14 protein-coding genes and 1 pseudogene are annotated in these 17,289 nt (G+C 61.8%); 6 read left to right on the top strand and 9 right to left on the bottom strand.

The features are described from left to right. Positions 1 to 106: 106 nt before the first annotated feature. On the top strand, positions 107 to 667 hold the full coding sequence (locus N2600_RS11640) for a cysteine hydrolase family protein (RefSeq protein WP_260298773.1): 561 nt from the start codon (positions 107 to 109) through the stop codon (positions 665 to 667). Positions 668 to 721: 54 nt separating this feature from the next. Here N2600_RS11640 and N2600_RS11645 read toward each other — a convergent pair whose 3' ends face one another. Next, positions 722 to 1,471, bottom strand: coding sequence for an aminoacyl--tRNA ligase-related protein (locus tag N2600_RS11645; protein ID WP_260298774.1), 750 nt, complete (start codon positions 1,469 to 1,471; stop codon positions 722 to 724). Positions 1,472 to 1,857: 386 nt separating this feature from the next. On the opposite strand from N2600_RS11645, the gene N2600_RS11650 reads away from it, so the two are divergent. Beyond that, positions 1,858 to 2,733, top strand: a complete 876-nt coding sequence (locus tag N2600_RS11650; RefSeq protein ID WP_170255771.1) for a D-alanyl-D-alanine carboxypeptidase family protein — start codon at positions 1,858 to 1,860, stop codon at positions 2,731 to 2,733. 22 nt (positions 2,734 to 2,755) lie between these two features. On the opposite strand, the gene N2600_RS11655 is transcribed toward N2600_RS11650, so the two are convergent. Genes N2600_RS11655 through N2600_RS11670 form a run of 4 tightly spaced genes read right to left on the bottom strand, consistent with a single transcriptional unit; the run spans position 2,756 to position 6,790 of the window. Then, positions 2,756 to 3,367, bottom strand: a complete 612-nt coding sequence (locus tag N2600_RS11655; protein ID WP_017964530.1) for an ABC-type transport auxiliary lipoprotein family protein — start codon at positions 3,365 to 3,367, stop codon at positions 2,756 to 2,758. Between the two features lie 26 nt (positions 3,368 to 3,393). Next, positions 3,394 to 4,764 (bottom strand): MlaD family protein, encoded by a 1,371-nt coding sequence (locus N2600_RS11660; protein ID WP_017964531.1) that lies wholly within the window; start codon positions 4,762 to 4,764, stop codon positions 3,394 to 3,396. A gap of 9 nt (positions 4,765 to 4,773) precedes the next feature. Further along, positions 4,774 to 5,619 (bottom strand): ABC transporter ATP-binding protein, encoded by an 846-nt coding sequence (locus N2600_RS11665; RefSeq protein WP_170255769.1) that lies wholly within the window; start codon positions 5,617 to 5,619, stop codon positions 4,774 to 4,776. A 1-nt stretch (position 5,620) separates the two neighbouring features. Next, positions 5,621 to 6,790, bottom strand: coding sequence for an MlaE family lipid ABC transporter permease subunit (locus N2600_RS11670; RefSeq protein WP_222385167.1), 1,170 nt, complete (start codon positions 6,788 to 6,790; stop codon positions 5,621 to 5,623). A 102-nt stretch (positions 6,791 to 6,892) separates the two neighbouring features. On the opposite strand from N2600_RS11670, the gene dgcA reads away from it, so the two are divergent. Further along, positions 6,893 to 7,876, top strand: a complete 984-nt coding sequence (gene dgcA / locus N2600_RS11675) for an N-acetyl-D-Glu racemase DgcA (protein WP_260298775.1) — start codon at positions 6,893 to 6,895, stop codon at positions 7,874 to 7,876. Here dgcA and N2600_RS11680 read toward each other — a convergent pair. Together N2600_RS11680 and N2600_RS11685 are read right to left on the bottom strand one after the other, a co-directional pair. Further along, positions 7,828 to 9,048, bottom strand: coding sequence for an MFS transporter (locus tag N2600_RS11680; RefSeq protein ID WP_170281231.1), 1,221 nt, complete (start codon positions 9,046 to 9,048; stop codon positions 7,828 to 7,830). The two genes, dgcA and N2600_RS11680, sit on opposite strands and share 49 nt — an antisense overlap. 225 nt (positions 9,049 to 9,273) lie before the next feature. Beyond that, positions 9,274 to 10,116: a UDP-2,3-diacylglucosamine diphosphatase gene (locus N2600_RS11685; RefSeq protein WP_017964536.1), complete on the bottom strand. Its 843-nt coding sequence runs from the start codon at positions 10,114 to 10,116 to the stop codon at positions 9,274 to 9,276. 210 nt (positions 10,117 to 10,326) lie between these two features. Here N2600_RS11685 and N2600_RS11690 point away from each other — a divergent pair, with 210 nt between their 5' ends. Continuing rightward, positions 10,327 to 11,076, top strand: a complete 750-nt coding sequence (locus N2600_RS11690) for a histidine phosphatase family protein (RefSeq protein WP_260298898.1) — start codon at positions 10,327 to 10,329, stop codon at positions 11,074 to 11,076. Positions 11,077 to 11,206: 130 nt separating this feature from the next. On the opposite strand, the gene N2600_RS11695 is transcribed toward N2600_RS11690, so the two are convergent. Beyond that, positions 11,207 to 12,646 carry an FAD-binding oxidoreductase gene (locus N2600_RS11695; RefSeq protein WP_260110953.1) on the bottom strand — a complete coding sequence of 480 codons (1,440 nt, stop codon included), beginning with the start codon at positions 12,644 to 12,646 and terminating at the stop codon, positions 11,207 to 11,209. A 260-nt stretch (positions 12,647 to 12,906) separates the two neighbouring features. Between N2600_RS11695 and N2600_RS11700 the strand changes: the two genes are divergently transcribed. Beyond that, the gene (locus N2600_RS11700) at positions 12,907 to 15,219 is read left to right on the top strand and encodes an NADP-dependent malic enzyme (protein WP_222385169.1); all 2,313 of its coding nucleotides are present in this window, start codon (positions 12,907 to 12,909) and stop codon (positions 15,217 to 15,219) included. Between the two features lie 158 nt (positions 15,220 to 15,377). Here the strand turns inward: N2600_RS11700 and N2600_RS11705 are convergent. Further along, positions 15,378 to 15,912 (bottom strand): annotated as a pseudogene (locus tag N2600_RS11705) (ribonuclease H family protein). A gap of 251 nt (positions 15,913 to 16,163) precedes the next feature. Here N2600_RS11705 and N2600_RS11710 point away from each other — a divergent pair. After that, entirely contained in the window at positions 16,164 to 17,258 is a 1,095-nt protein-coding gene (locus N2600_RS11710) for a DUF2865 domain-containing protein (protein WP_170261018.1), read from the top strand. Positions 17,259 to 17,289 lie beyond the last annotated feature (31 nt).

Genomic DNA, 17,289 nt, shown 5'->3' on the forward strand with positions numbered 1-17,289 from the left:
GCTTTCGTTCTATATTGCGAGCGTGACCAGGCCTCTCTGCAGATATACAAAAGCAAAGCATTCCGAACGAAACCATCCACCGTCCAGTTACGGAAACCTCCCCGAAATGACCAAGGCCCTTCTGATCATCGACGTGCAGAACGCGATCCTCGCCGGCAAAGCCTCGCCTGAGCGGCAGCCTTACGTCGATACCGCACTCGACGAGACCGTTGCGCGCTTGGCAGTGTTGCAAGAAAAAGCTCGGCAGGCGGGCGCGCAGGTCGTGCTCGTTAAGCATGACGGCGACGTTGGCCATCGGTTGGCGGTCGGCACGCCGGGTTGGGCCCTGCGCGACGAGATCGCGCCAAGGCAGGCCGAGGTCGTTGTGCGCAAGAAAAGCGCCGACTCCTTCTTCGAGACCGATCTTGCCGAATGCCTGCACGAGCGATCAATCACTCACCTCGTCGTCGGTGGATGCATGTCGCAATTCTGTGTCGACACCACAGTCAGGCGAGCCGTGTCGCTCGGATATGATGTGACGTTGATTGCCGATGGTCACATGACCGGCGACACAGCGACCTTCACCTTCTCCGAGATCATTGCCCATCACAATGAAACGCTCGATGGTTTCGATGCCGGCAAGGCAACGGTAGAAATCCGCCTCGCCGCCGAGATCGAGTTTTCATAAATTCTCAGACCACATGAGAACCGGGACCGCCTGGCAGCACCGGATTCCGATATCTCACCGATCGGCGGCTATGCTCCAGTTATAAATGCACCGATCGAGACCGATGGCGATCTCAAGCACGAGCACGTCGTGGTCGAAGGCAGCTCCCTTCTTCGGCTGCGACCGGTAAGGCTGCGGAAAATCCGTGCGTCGCGAGATCGAGCAGACCTCCATCCACTTGTCGCCATTGTCGACCTCGATATCCATCGTCACCTCGGAATAGCCCGGCAGCCGGTCGGAAGGTACGATCCGCGTCGGCAGATGGATCAGCGATGCGATCATCCGACGGACCGGATCGAGGCATGCGGCGTGATAGTCGTTACCGCTATCGGCCGTGAAGGCGCATTGGAATTCAAGCTGCCAGAATTCCTTCAGCCGCATGTGTTTGGTCGGCTGTTCCTGCTCGCGACGATAGGATCTGCCGGCTTGCCAGACGCAGAGCGGCAGCCGTGTCTTGGTGTGATTGCCGAGAATATGCTGCATATAGATGTAGGTCGACGGCGTGGTCTCCGGTCTCAGCACCAGCGCGGTATCGCTGGTGGAGAGCTGCTCCTGGACCCAGATATCGGCTTTCGAATAGGCGCTTGAAACAAGTGACCGCGGCATCAGCGCCGGCGCCTCGACCCTCCTGACATCCCAGGCCGGATTGACGGATCTGAGAAAACTGCGGACTTCTTGTGAGAAGAAGCCGATCATATGATCGCGCAGATGGATCTCGCGCTCCTCCCAATGGACGAGCGAATTGACATGATAAATATTGAGCACGGTGCCTGTCTCCCTGGCAGCCTTGATTGACGTGGTGAGGGGCTTTACGTCCAGCAGCGCGCCGGACGCCGATAGCGCCCGTACGTCACAGCAGGACGCGGAGACCTCGTCCGTCAAAAGCGCGCAAGATCGCAACCTGCGGGCAGGTGCTGATATGACGGGAGATGGGCGCGCGCTTCGTGCTCATGGCGAAATTCTCTACGTGCCCAGCCGGACATTGTCAAACGGCCGCAGCGAGCCGGACGTCGGTCGAAGGACATGGTGAGACAAAAGGGATCATCTGTGGATGACCCTTTTTTGTTGCCCCCGTTCCTTCATTCCGTCACAAACCTTTTTAATCCCCTTGCGTTCAAGCTCATAACCAAACGATAGAGACAGCAACATTGATGACCAAGACGACATCCAGGCTCCTTGCCACCGCGCTCTCCTCTGCTTTCCTGATGGGCGCCGTCACGCTGGCTGAGGCCGGCCAGGCAAGTTTCGTCGTCGATGCGCAGTCCGGCCAGGTCCTCGAAGGTTCCAATCAGGACGATCTGAACTATCCGGCGTCACTGACCAAAATGATGACGCTCTATCTCGCCTTCGAGGCCCTGCATGACGGACGCCTCAACTGGGACCAGAAGCTCACAATGTCGGAAAATGCCGAGAGCAAGGAGCCCTTCAAGCTCGCTGTCGGGGCCGGCCGTAAGGTGACGCTGCGCGAAGCGGTCGAAGGAATTGTGGTGCTGTCCGCCAACGACGCTGCTGTGGCGATCGCCGAGCAGCTTGGCGGCTCCGAACAGGCTTTCGCCAAGGCGATGACCGACAAGGCACGCCAGCTCGGCATGAAGGACACGGTCTTCAAGAATCCGTCGGGCCTTCCCGATCCTGAGCAAGTCACCACGGCGCGTGATATGGCGACACTTGGTGTTTCGCTGATGCGGGACTTTCCCGAGGAGTTCAAGCTCTTCTCGATGCGCGGCTTCCAGTTCCGCGGCATGAAGCTGCGCGGCCACAACAACCTCATGTATCGCTATGACGGCGTCGACGGCATCAAGACCGGCTACACCGACGCATCGGGCTACAATGTCGTGACCTCGGCGTTGAAGGATGGCCGCCGCGTGGTCGGCGTCGTCATGGGCGAAAAGACCGCGAGCATACGCGACGACAAGATGGCAAGCCTGCTGGACAGCGCTCTGTCGTCGTCATCGACCGCCACAGCTTCCACGACACCCGGCAGCCAGCCGGGAACGACGATGACGGATTCGCAACCGACGAAGTAGCCCGAAAGCTTAGCCCGCAAGCTTAGATGGTCTTCAGCGTCCAGCTGACGATTTCGCTGGCGACCGTGGAGAAGGCGCGGTCGAGGCCCTTGACGAAGCCGTCATTGCCGCCGCCGGCCGGCGCCATGGCGCGGAACACCTTCTGGGCGCGCACCGAGCCGTTGCGGTCGTTGAGGATCTTGGCGGAGATCTCGACCACCGCCTGGTTGCCGTTCGAAGCATCGATCTCGAAGGAGCGGATATCGGTAACGACTTGGTAGTCGATCGCCAGCCCCTGCCCCGGCATGCCGACGCCGCCGAGCTTGCCGGAGTTCTCGAAGGCTTCCACCAGTTTCGACTGCACTATGCGCGGCAGCTTGTCGCCCCACTGCGCCTTCGAGAGATATTGGATTTCTGACGGCGAAACACGGATAACGATCTGCTCGCTGTCGAGCGCTCTCAGCGCCGTCGGGCTGGCGATCAAGATCTGGCGAGATTTGGCTGCGGGTCCACCCCCGTCGACGGCGGCGGACAGGTCATAGGTATCGTTCTTGGCCGCGGTGCCGCACCCGGAAAGGATCAGCGCCGTCAGCGGCAGTGCGATCACCGTTCCCCTGATCCAAGAACGGCGTGACGACAGATGCGATGCGACCATATTCGGCTACCCCTGACTTCCCCAGTTTAACGCCGCGTCCGGCCGTCATATTGCTTGACCGTTTCCCCGCCGAAGATCAGGCGTTGCGGATTGCGGTCGAAGTTGGTGATCGTGTCGTTCAGATTGCTCACGGTTCCGCGCATGTCGTTGACGAGAGTCTGCACGTCGCGCAAGCCGCCGCTCGAGAATTTCTGCAGATTGTCGGCGATCGGCCCGATGCGCGAATTCAGGTTGTCCGCCACCTTCTTGAAGGATTCCAGCGTATCGCGCGCCTCAGTGAACAGCGATTGCGTATTGTCGGTGCCGAGCAGCGCATCGACCTTGATGAGAATGCCGTCGATGCGGGTCGAGGCCGAATTCAGCTTGTTGGAAAGCTGCGACACGTCCTGGATCGTCTGGTCGATATCTTTCTGACGCGCGGAAACCGTGTTGGCGACATCGCGGATCGAGGCGACGGCGACGCGCGCATCCTTGGTCGCCTGCGCGATATCGTCGACCGAACCCTTCACCTTCTGGGGATCGATCTGGGCAACGAGCGTATCGACGCGGTCGAGTGTCGCCTGCGCCTGCTTGCCGAAATCGTTGAAGGTGGTGGCCGTCTCGTCGAACTTCTGGATCGCGCCCTTGAGGTCGCCCGAAGCATCGGCGACATTGGCGGTAATCTTCTCGGCATTGGAGACGATGTTGTCGATCTTCTGTGCATCGACCGCCTTGACCAGCTTTTCGACCGCTTGCAGCGTCGAATCGACACGACCGGAGACCGCCTTCACCGTATTGGAGAGTTCACCCACGCTCTGCAGGAAGGAGTCGATATTGCCGGAATTCTTGGCAAGCGCATCCGAGAACGTCTCGGCATTCTTGAAAGTCTCGGTCAGCGGCCCGCGCGAATCTTCGATGAAACCCTGAAGTTCACCAACCGCGTCGTTGGCACGATCGAGGATCTTGTCGGCGGTTGCCAGAAGATTGGTGACGCTTGACTGGTCGGCGACGATGACGGCGCGTTTGCCGTTGTCGATCGCATGCTGGAGGATGCTTTCCTCGCCCTTCCGGCCGCCTGACAGTTCGATATAGGCGGCGCCCGTCAAGCCCTGGATTTCAAGGGCGGCCTTGGTCGAGGGGTAGATCGGCGCATCGGTGCGCACCTGGGTGAAGGCCAGTGAATATTGCGGATCGTCGGCATCGATCGATAAAGTCTGCACCGAGCCGATCTGGATGCCGTTGAAGCGCACCGGCGAGCCGACGCTGAGGCCGTTGGCCGAGCCCGGAATACGCACGATCAGTTCCGTCATCGGGCCGCCGCGGCCATATTCGGCCATCCAGTAGACGAAGCCGAAGGCAGCCGCGATCACCAGCACGGTGAAAAAACCGACAATCGTGTAATTGGCTTTGGTTTCCATCTTATCCGGTCACTTTCCGCTGCTGTCGTGCCGCGCGGCAGTAGCGTTCTGCGGCACGATCGACCGCGCGCGTTTGCCCTTGAAATAGGCCTGCACCCACGGATCGTCATAGGCCAGCATGTCGTCGATCGTGCCTTCCACCATTACTCGCTTCTTTCCGAGCACGGCAATACGGTCGCAGACCGAAAACAGGCTGTCGAGGTCGTGCGTGACCATATACACGGTCAATCCCAGACTATTGCGCAGGCTGGCGATCAGTTCGTCGAATTCGGCCGCGCCGATCGGGTCGAGGCCGGAGGTTGGCTCGTCCAGGAAGACCAGTTCCGGATCGAGTGAGAGCGCGCGCGCAAGGGCTGCGCGCTTGATCATGCCGCCAGACAGTTCGGAGGGATATTTGTCGGCGGCATCGGCTGCAAGCCCGACCATACGGATCTTCAGATGCGCCAGCTCATCCATCAGCGAGGTCGGCAAGTCGAGATATTCGCGCATCGGCACCTGGATGTTTTCCTTGACCGTCAGCGACGAAAACAGTGCTCCCTGCTGGAACAGCACGCCGAGCCGCATGTCGAGCGCGTTGCGCTGCGGCTCGTCGAGTTCGTCGAAATTCTGGCCGAGGATCTTGATCGTGCCGGAGCGGCGCGGCAGCAGCCGGAGCACCGTGCGCATCAGCACCGATTTGCCGGTGCCCGACGCGCCGACGAAGCCGAGGATCTCGCCGCGGTAGATATTGAGGTTCAGATTGTCGAGCACGACCTTGGAGCCGAAGCCGACGGTGACGTCGCGCGCCGACAGCACGATGTCCCTTTCGTCCTTGTCTTCCGTATCGATCGGTTTCTCGTCCACGCGATTCGCCATGCTAGAAGTCGATCGCTGCATAGAACATCGCAAAAAGCCCGTCCATCAGGATGACGACGAAAATCGCCTTCACCACCGAGGCCGTGACATGCTGGCCGAGCGATTCCGCGCTGCCGCCCACCTTCAGCCCCTCGACGGCGGCGACGATGCCGATGACCAGCGCCATGAACGGCGCCTTGATCATGCCCGACAGCACGGTCGACAGCGTCACCGCCTCGTGCAGGCGCGACAGGAAGTTGGCGAAGGTGATGCCGGAATAGCCCCAGGCGACAGCGGCAGCCCCTCCCAGCGAAGCGAAATTTGCCAGCACCGTCAAAAGCGGCAGCGCAATGGTCAGCGCCACCAGCCGCGGGAAGATCAGCACGCCGATCGGGTTCAGCCCCATCACCTTCAGCGCGTCGATCTCCTCGCGCATCTTCATCGAGCCGATTTCGGCGGTGATCGCGCTGCCCGAGCGGCCGGCGATCATGATCGAGGTCAGAAGCACGCCGATTTCGCGCAATTGCAGGATGCCGACGAGATCGACGACAAAAACCTCAGCGCCGAAGTAGCGCAGCTGAAAGGCGCCCTGCTGGGCAATGATCGCCCCGATCAGAAACGACATCAGCAGGATGATCGGGACGGCGCGAACGCCCATATGGTCGATCTGGTTGACGATTGAGGCCGGTGAAACGCCGCTGCCGCGGCCGAATTTCATCTGGGCGCCGCGCACCGCCGAGCCGAGGATATACATGGCGGCAGCGAAATTGTCCCAGATCTCATAGGTCATTTTGCCGATCGGCGCGAAGATGCGCGCAATAAGCGAGACTTTCTCCGTCTGCTCCGGCTCGGGCTTGGCCGGCTCCTCGGAAAACATCTCCAGCATTTCGTCGATATGCGGATTGGTGCCTTCGAAGCGAACCACCCGGCCGCTCGCCTCTTCTTGTTTCTTCAGCCGGCACAGCAGCCAGATGCCGGCGGTGTCAATATCCGAAACGTCCGAGAGGTCTACGGTCAAGTCACCGGTCTTTTTCTGCAGCAGCTTTTCGAAATCGCGCAGCACCAGATGGATGTAGGCGCTGCGCCAATTTCCTTGAAGACGCACACGCTGTCCCGAGCCATCAGCCTGGTCGTCCACATCAAGGGAGGCGGCGTTGCGATTCTCGGCGTTCAAGATACTTGTGTCTTTCAAGGCTTATAGCGACATTGCCGACTCGCGAAGCAGATCGTTCGTCGCCCGGCGCGTCAATATACAGAAGCACCGTGCAATTTCCATGCTCGTAGGAGAGCAATAATGCCGCGCACCCTCGATATCCAGATGAATTCCTTTCCGATTGCCGGGACCTTCACTATCTCGCGCGGGGCAAAGACCGAGGCCGAAGTGATCACCTGCACGCTTGTCGAAAAGGGTGCGCAGGGGCGCGGCGAATGCGTGCCTTACCGCCGCTACGGCGAGACCATGCAGAGCGTTTTCGCCCAGATCGACGCGGCGCGACCGCTGATCGAGGCCGGCATTTCGCGCAGCGACCTGCTATCGGCCATGTCGCCGGGCGCGGCCCGTAACGCCGTCGATTGTGCCCTCTGGGATCTCCAGGCAAAACAGACAGGAGACAGCGTCGCCGCCCGCCTCGGCATTGCCGCTCCGCAGCCGCTCACCACCGCTTACACCATCTCGCTCGGCACGCCGGAGGTGATGGCCGCCCAGGCGCGCGAGCATGCCGGCCGCGCCCTGCTGAAGGTCAAGGTCGGCACCGGCGACGATGAAAGCCGCATCCGCGCCGTCCGCGTCGCCGCGCCCGACGCCGCCATCATTCTCGACGCCAATGAGGGCTGGCCGGAGGCCGTGTTGGAGCGTCATCTCCATATTGCCGCAGAAGCAGGCATCGCCCTCGTCGAGCAGCCGCTGCCGGCTGGCCGCGATGGGCTGCTCGCCGAAATCAACCGCCCGCTCCTCGTCTGCGCCGACGAGAGCGTCCACCATACCGGCGATCTCGCGAGCCTCGCCGACCGCTACGACGCGATCAATATCAAGCTCGACAAGACCGGCGGACTGACGGAGGCGCTGTCGATGAAGGTCGAGGCCGAACGGCTCGGATTCAGCATCATGATCGGCTGCATGGTCGGTACCTCGCTTGCCATGGCGCCCGCCGTTCTGCTCGCCCAAAATGCCGATTTCGTCGATCTCGACGGCCCGTTGCTGCTGGCCCGCGACCGCGAACCCGGCCTGCGCTACGCCGCTTCGCTGGTCTTTCCGCCCGAAAGCACCCTCTGGGGTTGAAGGTAATAGGCTGAGATGACGAGGCAGAGGCCGGAAAACGCGATCAGCGCCATGACGTAATAGCTGACAACGCCGAGCCAGGCGTAGAGATAACCCGACGCCAGGGTCATCAGCGCCATCGCCATGCCGACATAGAAGAAATAGGCGCCCTGCGCTGATGATTCCTGCGTTTCCTGAACCGTCGCCATGATCCGCCGCTGCACGCCGGTATGCACGAAGGCGTAGGTAAAGCCGTGGAAACATTGCAGCAGGAAGAAACCGGCAAAACCGGTATTCATCGGAAACAGGATCCAGCGGCAGACGCTGATGGCGCAGCCGAAGCGGATCAGCGTCCAGGCGTCGAAGCGACGGTTGAGACGCTTCGACAGGAAGAACACCGTCACTTCCGAAGCGACGCCGGCGCTCCAGAGCAGCCCGACCTCAGTGCCGGAGAAGCCGAGCTGATGCCAATAGATCGAGGAAAAAGCGTTGAGCACCGCATGGCTCGACTGCTGGATGGCGACGCCGATCAAAAGCAGCAGCAGGTGCGGCTCGCGCAGGCCGCTGCCGGTGGCGGCCGGAATGTTGATCGGCTGGCCGCGGCGCCGCGTCGGCCCGATGCGCGGACAGAAGATCGCCATGACAACGGTCATGATAAAGCCGAACACCATGACATCAAGCACCATCCCGCCGCCCCATCGGCTGATCATCTGGCCACCAACCAGCGTCGAGACGATGAAGGCGATCGAGCCCCACACGCGCATCGACCCGTAATCGAGCCCCCAGCGGCGCACACCTGAGATGACGATCGATTCGACGATAGGCACATAGGGCGCGAAGGTGGCGCCCTGCAGCGCATAGATGATCGCCACGGGCCAGAAGGTCGTCGTCCAGAAGAGCGCGATCGCCGTCAGCAGCGACATGCCGCCCGACCAAAGCAGCACGTCGGCGCGCTCCTTCAAGCGGTCGGCGATCATGGCGACGACAGGCGCCACCAGCACGCGAACCACCATCGGTATGGCAAGGATGATGCCGATTTCGTGGTCGCTGAAGCTGTGGGTTGCGAGCCAGACGGGAAAGAACGGCAGGACGATGCCGTTGACGAGCAGCGGCGCGCAATAGGAAAGCGCGCTGAGCAGCCGGAAACGCGGCGGCGCTCCCTCACCCGTCGGGGAATTTTGAGCGGGAATCATAGGTGGACCTGCAGGAAACTGGACGCTGTCCTAACACACCACCCTGGAGGCGACTATTGCGAGAAATAGCCGTTCTGAAACGTTTTAGAAAATAAACAAGGCCTGTCGCCAAACGGTAACGGCCAAATACCTACTGTTTTATCTTAAGTGTTTGCGGCGTCCTATACGCGTCTGAAAAGACGCGCGGCGCTGTAAAGCGCAAACGCGGATGCGCCGCCGCCAGAATCAAGCGGCCTGCGGGGCCAGTTCGCCCTCATCATGCATTTCGATGGCGGCAAGCGCCGGCACGCTACTGGCAAGCGCCCGCCAGGTGATCAGTTCGAACGTGCCATCCTCGTGCTCGGCGACCGCCGTGCAGCTTTCCACCCAATCGCCGGTATTGATGTAGCGGATGCCGTCCATGTCCTGGATGATGGCATGGTGGATATGTCCGCAGATCACCCCGTCGGCGCCGTTTTTGCGGGCTTCCTCGGCCACGACGCGCTCGAATTCACCGATGAAATTGACCGCATGTTTGACCTGCAGCTTCGCCCAGGCCGAGAATGACCAGTAGGGCATGCCAAGCCGGCGGCGCACCGCCGCCAGGATGACGTTGATGCGGATCGCCGTGTCATAGGCCCAGTCGCCGAGATAGGCCAGCAGTCGGGCGTTGCGGACGACGATGTCGAACTCGTCGCCGTGCAGGATCAGGTATTTCTTGCCGTCGGCGCCGTCAAGCATCATGCGCTCGACGACTTCGATGCCGCCGAAATGCATGCCCGGGAAGGCGCGCAGGAATTCGTCGTGATTGCCGGGAATATAGACGACGCGCGTGCCCTTGCGCGCCTTGCGCAACAGCTTCTGGACGACATCGTTGCAGACCTGCGGCCAGTACCAGCTGCGCTTCAGGCGCCAACCGTCGACGATGTCGCCGACGAGCACGATCGTATCGGCCTCGTGGTGGCGCAGGAAATCCAGCAGGAAGTCGGCCTTCGCGGCCTTCGAGCCGAGATGGACATCGGAAATGAAGAGCGTGCGGAAATGTCTGGGTTCCATCATGTCTTTCACGAGCTGCCGCTCATGTCCCATCTTTCATCTAGCCTTCCAAAACCAGACTCGTGTTTCAGGAAGATGACAAGCTGGGGAAAAGCCCTGCAACCCGTCCATTCCGCGCGGCCGCCTGGCCGTCGCCGCGCGTGCAGCACGCCCGTCGCCGCCAAGCCCACTGACGAGGTTGCCGTGCGCATTCAGGGCGTTCATGATGACGGCGATTCCATATCCGACAATGCGGGATGGCTGATGCGTCTCTTTCTCGTTCGCCACGGCGAATCCCTCGGCAACATCAACGAACAGGCCTACCGCCAATTCGGCGATCACAATGTGCCGCTGACGCAGTGGGGCCATCGGCAGGCGCTCGAAGCAGGCGGCGTGATCGCCTCCTATCTGCAAGCACTGCCGAGCGCGGGTTTCGGCAAGCTGCATATCTGGTATTCGCCCTTTCTGAGGACGCGGCAGAGCAAGGATGCGCTGCTCGAAGCCCTGCCGGCAAGCTTCATCGGCGATATCAGGGAAGACTATCTGCTGCGCGAACAGGATTTCGGTCTCTTCACCGAAATCTACGACCGCGCCGAACAGAAGCGGAAGTTTCCCGAAGAGTTCGAAAGATGGGCGAGGCTGCGCAGCAACAGCGCCAAGTTCTACGCACGGCCGCCGGATGGCGAAAGCCGGGCGGATGTGGCCCAGCGGGTGCGCCTGTTCCTCCAGACCGTCATGCACGATGCCGAAAATAGCGACCACAACGTCGTGATCGTCGGTCATGGCGTCACCAACCGGGCGGTCGAAATGAATTTCCTGCACCGCCCTGTCGAATGGTTCGAGCACTCCGACAATCCCGGAAACGCCGATATCACCCTGATCGAGGGGACGCGCTCGCAAGGATACGAGTCGATCCTGCTGCATCAGGCCGCCGACCGGCAGCCGGGACAGGAAGGCGAACTGCGCGATGCCTATGGCGCGGACGTGACGATCACGCCGAAGCCCGGCAGGTAGCGACGCCGGACCGAAACGATCGGCATGTCACCGGCCAAGGACATTATGCTACGAGCGCCAGAACCTCGTGCCGCCGCGCGTTGAGCAAGCGCGCGACGGAGTGATTCAAGGCCTTGATTTCGCCACCCCGTCAGGCGGCGCGCACGGCCGCCACGGGTTTGACGTTCTGGTTCATGCGGAACAGGTTGTTCGGATCGTAGCGCAGCTTGATTTCGGCAAGGCGGTGGTAGTTGGTCCCGTATGCTATTTCGACCCGATCGGTTTCGTCTTCCGGCATGAAGTTGATATAGGCGGTACCGACCGAATGCGGCTTGGTTGCCTCGAAAAGCTCACGCGCCCAGCCGGTGCAGCTTCCGTCCATCCCGGCTTCCCGCCAGCGCGCATGCACATTCATGACGAAATGCGAGCTGCGCTGCGGAAACGCGGTGGCTTCGGTCGGAACACGCCCGGCCGCACCGCCGACATGGCCGATGAAGATCTCGCATTCCGGGCCGGGCAGCTTGCGCACGGCATTGAGCAGGACGTCGATCGCCGGATCCGAAAGCGAGGCGAAATCCTGGCTCTTCCAGTAATTGCGCGCACCTGGCGTGAGCAACGGGTCGAACGCCTGCTGCCAGCCGGCGAACGGCACCGGGCCGACGACGTCGGCAATCGGATTTCCGATCGCACGTAATCTGGCCGTCGCCTTTTCTCCCGCTGCGATGTCTCCGCAATAACACATCGCCAGCACGACGATTTCCTTTCCGTGCCATTCGGCGGGAAGGAACGGCAGCGGCGGCGCCTGGCGCATCACCACCCAGCAGGTCAGTTCGTCAGGTGCCGCCTCCAGCGCCTGCCGGTACTCCTTGAGCACCGTTTCCGCATCGGCGAAGGGATGTACGACCAGCCCGGCGAGAACCTCCGTGGTGAGAGGGTTAAGCTTGAACTCGAACGAGGTCACGACGCCGAAATTGCCGCCGCCGCCGCGTAGCGCCCAGAAGAGGTCGGGTTTTTCCGTCTCGCTCGCCTTGACCAACTCGCCGTCGGCCGTCACCACATCTACCGAAAGCAGATTGTCGATCGTCAGCCCGAATTTGCGGGTCAGCCAGCCGAAGCCACCGCCCAACGTCAACCCGGCGATGCCGGTGGTCGAATTGATGCCCGTCGGCAGCGCCAGCCCGAAGGCCAGCGTTTCCTTGTCGACATCGGCAAGTGTTGCGCCCGGCTCGATCCTGGCGCGCCGCGTCTGCGGATCGACCCGCACCGATTTCATCGCCGACAGGTCGATGACGACGCCACCCTCGCAGACGGCATTGCCGGCGATGCCGTGGCCGCCGCCGCGCACCGAAACGAGCAGATTATTGTCACGCGCAAACCGCACCGCCCGCACGACATCCGCAGCACCTGCGCAGCGCGCGATCAGCCCCGGCCGGCGATCGATCATTGCATTCCAGATCGCCCGCGCCTCGTTGTAATCCACGTCCTTACTGGTCAGAAGACTGCCGCGAAATCCGGCGGCAAAGGCATCGATGGCCACGTCATTGACCATCGTCTGACCCCTTTGCAGGGTCGTCAGGTTCAAATTGTCCATGGTTTCCTCCATGCGACCGGCGCCCCGCACCGTCGCGGCCGGCATTTTGCGCCCGTTGCCGCGGCCAGACAAGCTTCCAGAAGGATTAGCTAACTGAAACGATCGCAATCGAATTGGTCCGACGACCCCTCTGATTCGCGGGCAGAGCGGGTGTGCCATTTGACCCTTTGCGAAAACTTGAGCCACCCCGCATTTCCATACTGTCGCCCGTAGCCGATTGATGTATGGAGGGAGCTCAAAAGACGTGCACGGAGGCGGCGATGGATCACCTGGAAAAATCGAAGACGGAAAAGAACTTGACGAGCGGCGATCTCGACGAGCAGGCGCTTTTCTTCCACCGCTATCCCCGCCCCGGCAAGCTGGAGATCCAGGCGACCAAGCCGCTCGGCAACCAGCGCGACCTGGCGCTCGCCTATTCGCCGGGCGTTGCCGCCCCTTGCCTTGCCATCCGCGACAATCCCGAAATGGCGGCCGAATATACCTCGCGCGCCAATCTCGTCGCCGTCATCTCCAACGGCACCGCCGTGCTCGGCCTCGGCAATATCGGCCCGCTTGCCTCCAAGCCGGTCATGGAGGGCAAGGCCGTGCTCTTCAAGAAATTCGCCGGCATCGACGTCTTCGACATCGAGATCGACGCCGCAGCCGTCGACCAGATGGTTTCGACCATCGCCTCGCTGGAGCCGACTTTCGGCGGCATCAATCTTGAGGACATCAAGGCGCCGGAATGTTTCGAGGTCGAGCGGCGCCTGCGCGAGAAGATGAAAATCCCGGTCTTCCACGACGACCAGCACGGCACGGCGATCATCGTTGCCGCCGCGATCCTGAACGGGCTGGAACTCGCCGGCAAGGACATCGCCGACATCAAGATCGTCGCCTCCGGCGCCGGTGCTGCCGCCCTTGCCTGCCTCAACCTGCTGGTCATTCTCGGGGCGAAGCGCGAAAACATCTGGGTCCACGATCTAGAAGGCCTGGTCTATGAGGGCCGGGTCGAGCTGATGGACGAATGGAAATCCATCTACGCCCAGAAGAGCGATACGCGCACGCTCGCCGAAAACATCGGCGGCGCCGACGTCTTTTTGGGCCTTTCGGCCGCCGGCGTGCTGAAACCCGAGCTGCTGGCGCAGATGGCCGACAAGCCGCTGATCATGGCGCTCGCCAATCCGACGCCGGAGATCATGCCCGATCTCGCCCGTGCCGCCCGCCCCGACGCAATGATCTGCACCGGCCGTTCGGATTTCGCCAACCAGGTCAACAACGTCCTCTGCTTTCCCTATATCTTTCGCGGCGCGCTCGATTGCGGCGCTGAGACGATCAACGAGGAAATGAAGATGGCGGCGGTGCGCGCCATCGCAGCCCTTGCCCGCGAAGAGCCGTCCGATGTCGCCGCCCGCGCCTATTCCGGTGAAACTCCGGTCTTCGGCCCCGACTACCTGATCCCCTCGCCCTTCGATCCGCGCCTGATCCTGCGCATCGCGCCTGCCGTTGCCAAGGCCGCCGAACAGAGCGGCGTCGCGCGCCGCCCGATCCAGGATTTCGACGCCTATCTCGACCAGTTGAACCGCTTCGTCTTCCGCTCCGGCTTCGTCATGAAGCCGATCTTCACCGCGGCCAAGGCTGCAGAGCGCAAGCGTGTCATCTTCTCCGAAGGTGAGGACGAGCGCGTGCTCCGCGCCGCCCAGGTGCTGCTTGAGGAAGGCCTTGCCGAACCGATCCTGATTGGCCGCCCGCAAGTCATTGAGACGCGCCTGAAGCGCTACGGCTTGCGCATTCGGCCGTTGCAGGATTTCGAGGTCATCAACCCGGAAGACGATCCGCGCTTCCGCGAATATGTCGATCTCTATTTCTCCCTCGTCGGCCGCCGCGGCGTCATCCCGGAAGCGGCCCGCACGATCGTACGCACCAACACCACCGTCATCGGCGCGCTGGCGCTGAGGCGCGGCGAGGCCGATGCGCTGATCTGCGGCCTCGAAGGCCGCTACGAGAAGCACCTGCGCGACGTCCGCCAGATCATCGGCAAGCGCAAGAATGTCCGCGATTTCTCCGCACTCAGCCTGATGATTTCGCAGCGCGGCGCCACCTTCTTCACCGACACCTACGTCACCTTCAATCCGACTGCCGAGGAGGTTGCCGAGGCGACGGTGCTGGCGGCCGAGGAAATCCGCCGTTTCGGCCTCACGCCGCGCGCCGCGCTAGTCTCGCATTCCAACTTCGGCTCGCGTGAGTCCGAAAGCGCCACGAAGATGCGCAACGCCCTGCAGCTCGTGCGCGAAGCCGCGCCCGACCTCGAGGTCGACGGCGAGATGCACGGCGAAAGCGCCATCACCGAAGCGCTGCGCAAGCGCGTCATGCCGGACACGACCCTGCACGACGAGGCGAACCTCCTGGTCTTCCCGAACCTCGACGCCGCCAACATCACCCTCGGTGTGGTCAAGTCGATGACCGACGGCCTGCATGTCGGCCCGATCCTGCTCGGCACCGCCCTGCCCGCCCACATTCTCGCCCCCTCGGTCACCTCCCGCGGCGTCGTCAATATGGCGGCACTCGCCGTCGTCGAGGCATCGCAACCGGCTTGAGCCGGCTCAGACTGCCGACAAAGCCGGCAACGCCTCTTTCGTCATGCTCGGGCTTGTCCCGAGCATCTGCAGCCGGTTGATATCGAGCAGATATGAGGCCCGGGGCGTGGGATAGTACGAGCGGCCCCTGAAGCCGCTCCGACACATGTCATGATGCCCTACCAGGCACTCCGTATCGACAGACGTCCTTTATCCGCGAGCGCATCCGCGCGCTCGTTGCCGGCAATGCCGGAATGGCCTTTGCACCAGGCAATGGTCACCAGGCCATTCTGGGATAGTTGAAGATCGACCGCCTTCCAGAGTTCCGCATTGGCGATCGTTCGCCTTCGCGCATTCCCATTCGGGCTGCTTTTCTTCCAGCCGTTGTTCTTCCAGATATGTCGCCAGCTGTTGCAGCCTTTGATGGCGTAGATGGAATCCGACCAGATGGTCGCGGGCTCGCCGCTTGCCTCGCTGTTGATCCAAACCACAGCCTTGAGGACGGCCATCACTTCCATCGAATTATTGGCGGAATCTTCCGCGCCACCGAAGCCGGACGCAATTTCCGCGGCATCGCAATAAACGACGAATGCCCAACCTCCGTGCCCAGAACCGGGTTCATAACAGCCGTCCACGAAGACGTGGAAGCCGTGTTGGGTTTCCGGCAGCCCGACTATCGTTGCGGGAGCTGAGTTCATTGGCAATTCCTGTCATTTTCAGCGTCCGGATATGAGTACGTTTCTCAAGCGCCCCAGGAGATTGGAGTGGGCACTTGGCCTCGTTGATTACCATCGGCAGCTTCTTCATAATCGAACACTGGGTCTTTGGCTGTCCGCTGGATAAAATCCCGAAAATACGCTAGGAATATCTCCAAGCTTATTAAGAGAAACAAGCTAAGAGGCAAGGCGCGGCGGATGGACGCCGACAGTGACCGATCGATTCTTTGCTCATTCCGGGACGACGCCGTGAAACGCCGAAACCTGTCTCTTGCCCTCTTCCTTGTCTTCGCAGCGCCCGCTGCCGGGCAGTCCATTACTATCTGTGAGGATCTGCGTGGCCGCCTCGCCGACCTGCCGCGGTCGATCGGCAATACCAACGGTCCGGAAGCGCGCCAATATGCCAGCGCCATGGCCGAGCAGAACCTCGAGCTGCGCAAGGTCCGCAACGAGCTGCGCGGCAACGGCTGCACCTCGGGCAGCATGGTCGTCATCGGCGGCGAAAATGCCGATTATTGCGCCGAGCTGTCGCAGTCCGAAGCCCGGATGATCGACAACATCCGCTATCTCCAGGACCGCCGTGACGAGCTGCGCAACCAGACCGACGGCAATGAGGACGCGCGCCGCGAGCTGACCGCCGCTCTCGACCGCAATGGCTGCAACAGCGAAAACTTCTATGCCCCGAGCGATCGCAGCGCCGACGACCTCGCCCCGAGCGTCGAAGAACAGGCGATGCGCACCGACACCTTTATTCCGCTCGGCGGCGGTGAAGAGGTCGATCCGCGTTACGGCGTGCCGCGGGCCGAAATGCTCTCGCCGGTCAGCACCATGTGCGTGCGCAGCTGTGACGGCGGCTTCTTTCCGATCAGTTCGAACGCCACATCGGTCGATTTCGGCCGCGACGCACAGACCTGCGCCAAGATGTGCCCGGGCATCGAGACCGAACTGTTCTATCGTGACGTGACGAGCACCGAAGCCTCGAACATGATCTCGGTCGCAACGGGCACGCCCTACAGCGCCATGAAAAATGCCTTTGCCTACAAGAACCGCACGCCCGGGGAAAAGTCCTCCTGCGCCTGCAATCTCACCGCCTATTATGAGGAGATGCGCGGCAAGCAGGTGGTGAGCGAACCACCGCAGCAGAGCTCCATTACCACTATCCGCACCAATCCCCCGGCGAAGGATGCCGCAGCTGCGCCGCAACCATCCGTTCCCGAGCGCCCCTACGATCCGACGCAGAACCGCGTCCGTCAGGTCGGCCCCCAGTTTCTCGCCGGCGATCAGGGCTCGATCGACCTCACCAATCCGGCAACGCCGGGCCCGCAACCACAACAACAGCAGTGATATCAATCAAGCCACCCAAACCGCGCGGCGG

Origin of the sequence: Rhizobium sp. WSM1274 (genome assembly GCF_025200775.1) — a bacterium.
Classification (GTDB): Bacteria; Pseudomonadota; Alphaproteobacteria; order Rhizobiales; family Rhizobiaceae; genus Rhizobium; species Rhizobium leguminosarum_I.

Excerpts from the sequence above, each read along its gene's own strand:
- N2600_RS11685 (WP_017964536.1), bottom strand. The coding sequence starts at position 10,116 with ATGGGACATGAGCGGCAGCTCGTGAAAGACATGATGGAACCCAGACAT.
- N2600_RS11665 (WP_170255769.1), bottom strand. The coding sequence starts at position 5,619 with ATGGCGAATCGCGTGGACGAGAAACCGATCGATACGGAAGACAAGGAC.
- N2600_RS11640 (WP_260298773.1), top strand. The coding sequence starts at position 107 with ATGACCAAGGCCCTTCTGATCATCGACGTGCAGAACGCGATCCTCGCC.
- N2600_RS11690 (WP_260298898.1), top strand. The coding sequence starts at position 10,327 with ATGCGTCTCTTTCTCGTTCGCCACGGCGAATCCCTCGGCAACATCAAC.
- dgcA (WP_260298775.1), top strand. The coding sequence starts at position 6,893 with ATGCCGCGCACCCTCGATATCCAGATGAATTCCTTTCCGATTGCCGGG.
- N2600_RS11650 (WP_170255771.1), top strand. The coding sequence starts at position 1,858 with ATGACCAAGACGACATCCAGGCTCCTTGCCACCGCGCTCTCCTCTGCT.
- N2600_RS11680 (WP_170281231.1), bottom strand. The coding sequence starts at position 9,048 with ATGATTCCCGCTCAAAATTCCCCGACGGGTGAGGGAGCGCCGCCGCGT.
- N2600_RS11700 (WP_222385169.1), top strand. The coding sequence starts at position 12,907 with ATGGATCACCTGGAAAAATCGAAGACGGAAAAGAACTTGACGAGCGGC.
- N2600_RS11660 (WP_017964531.1), bottom strand. The coding sequence starts at position 4,764 with ATGGAAACCAAAGCCAATTACACGATTGTCGGTTTTTTCACCGTGCTG.
- N2600_RS11695 (WP_260110953.1), bottom strand. The coding sequence starts at position 12,646 with ATGGACAATTTGAACCTGACGACCCTGCAAAGGGGTCAGACGATGGTC.
- N2600_RS11655 (WP_017964530.1), bottom strand. The coding sequence starts at position 3,367 with ATGGTCGCATCGCATCTGTCGTCACGCCGTTCTTGGATCAGGGGAACG.